The following is a 2,207-nucleotide window of genomic DNA, read 5'->3' as shown; positions in this document are numbered from 1 at the left end:
CTCGATGTGCTTGTCGTGGATCGACACGCCCTGGCTGCGGTACACCGCCTGCACCTCGTCGACCAGGTGCTGCTGGGCCCGGCGCACGCCGAGGACGCGCAGCACCTCCTTCGGGTCCGGGGTACCGACGGTGAGCATCTGGCCGACCTCGATGTGGTCGCCCTCGTGCACCAGCAGGCGGGAGCGCTTGCTGACGGGGTACTCCTTGACGTCGGAGCCGTCGTCGGGGGTGACGATGACCTTGCGGGCCTTGTCGGACTCCTCGATCGTCACCCGGCCGGTGACCTCCGAGATCGGCGAGAGGCCCTTGGGCTGGCGCGCCTCGAAGAGCTCCACGACGCGGGGCAGACCCTGCGTGATGTCGTCGGCCGAGGCCACACCACCGGTGTGGAAGGTCCGCATCGTCAGCTGGGTGCCCGGCTCGCCGATCGACTGGGCCGCGATGATGCCGACGGCCTCGCCGATGTCCACGAGCGTGCCGGTGGCCAGGGAGCGCCCGTAGCACTTCGCGCAGGTGCCGGTGCGGGCGTCGCAGGTCAGCACGGAGCGGACCCGCACCTCCTCCATGCCCGCAGTGATCAGCTCGCCGATCCGGACGTCGCCGAGGTCCTCACCCGCGGCGACGAGCACCTCGCCGGTCTCCGGGTGGACGATGTCGACGGCGGCGGTCCGGGCGTACGCCGCGGTCTCGGCGTTGTCGTCCTTGCGCACGGTGCCGTCCTCGCCCCGCACGCCGATCCGCTTGGGCAGGCCGCGCTCGGTGCCGCAGTCCTCCTCACGGATGATGACGTCCTGGGAGACGTCGACCAGCCGACGGGTGAGGTACCCGGAGTCTGCCGTCCGCAGCGCGGTGTCGGCCAGGCCCTTGCGGGCGCCGTGGGTGGAGATGAAGTACTCCAGCACCGACAGACCCTCGCGGAAGTTCGACTTGATCGGCCGCGGGATGATGTCGCCCTTCGGGTTGGCCACCAGACCGCGCATCGCCGCCACCTGGCGGATCTGCATCATGTTCCCGGAGGCGCCGGAGTCGACCATCATGTAGATCGGGTTGGTCCGGTCGAAGGTGGCCTCCATGGCCTTGGCCACGTCGTTGGATGCCTGGGTCCAGATCTCGATGAGCTCCTGGCGGCGCTCCTCGTCGGTGACCAGACCACGCTCGAACTGCTGCTGCACCTTGGCGGCCTGGGTCTCGTAGCCCTCGAGGATCTGGGCCTTCTCCGCCGGGGTCACCACGTCGTCGATGGAGACGGTCACGCCCGAGCGGGTCGCCCAGTGGAAGCCGGCGTCCTTCAGCGCGTCCAGCGAGGCGGCCACCTCGACCTTGGTGTAGCGCTCGGCGAGGTCGTTGACGATCGCCCCGAGGGCCTTCTTGCCCACCTCGTAGTTGACGTAGGGGTAGTCCGCCGGCAGCGTCTCGTTGAACAGCGCGCGGCCCAGCGTGGTGCTGAGCGTCACCGGCCGGCCCTCCGGCACCTCCTCGTGGCCCAGCGGGGGCACGATGTCGTCGAACCGGATCGTGACCCGGCTCTGCAGGGCGACCTCGCCCCGGTCGAAGGCCATGATCGCCTCGGCCGGCGAGGAGAACAGCCGGCCCGCGCCCAGCCCGTCCTCGCGCTCGGTGGTGAGGAAGAACAGGCCGATGATCATGTCCTGGGTCGGCATGGTCACCGGTCGGCCGTCGGACGGCTTGAGGATGTTGTTGGTCGACAGCATCAGGATCCGCGCCTCGGCCTGCGCCTCGGCCGACAGCGGCAGGTGCACCGCCATCTGGTCACCGTCGAAGTCGGCGTTGAACGCCGTGCAGACCAGCGGGTGGATCTGGATGGCCTTGCCCTCGATCAGCTGCGGCTCGAAGGCCTGGATGCCGAGCCGGTGCAGGGTGGGGGCCCGGTTGAGCAGCACCGGGTGCTCGGTGATGACCTCTTCGAGGACGTCCCACACCACGGCGTACCGACTCAGGCCGGACGTGGCCCGCTCGACCATCCGCTTGGCGGACTTGATGTTCTGGCTGTGCGACAGGTCGACCAGCCGCTTCATCACGAACGGCTTGAACAGCTCCAGCGCCATCTGCTTGGGCAGGCCGCACTGGTGCAGCTTCAGCTGCGGCCCGGACACGATCACCGACCGGCCGGAGTAGTCCACGCGCTTGCCCAGCAGGTTCTGGCGGAACCGGCCCTGCTTGCCCTTGAGCATGTCCGAGAGCGACT

At 69.3% G+C, this 2,207-nt stretch carries 1 protein-coding gene; it reads right to left on the bottom strand.

Features of this window, described 5'->3' with window-relative positions:
* Nucleotides 1-2,207: DNA-directed RNA polymerase subunit beta' (gene rpoC, locus PLP61_RS16655; protein ID WP_324503893.1), on the bottom strand; the 2,207-nt coding region annotated here is incomplete at both ends.

It is taken from the genome of Nocardioides sp., assembly GCF_035429765.1.
Classification (GTDB): Bacteria; Actinomycetota; Actinomycetes; order Propionibacteriales; family Nocardioidaceae; genus Nocardioides.
Note: the sequence above shows the minus strand (reverse complement) of the source record. Positions and strands in the feature narration are given on the sequence as shown.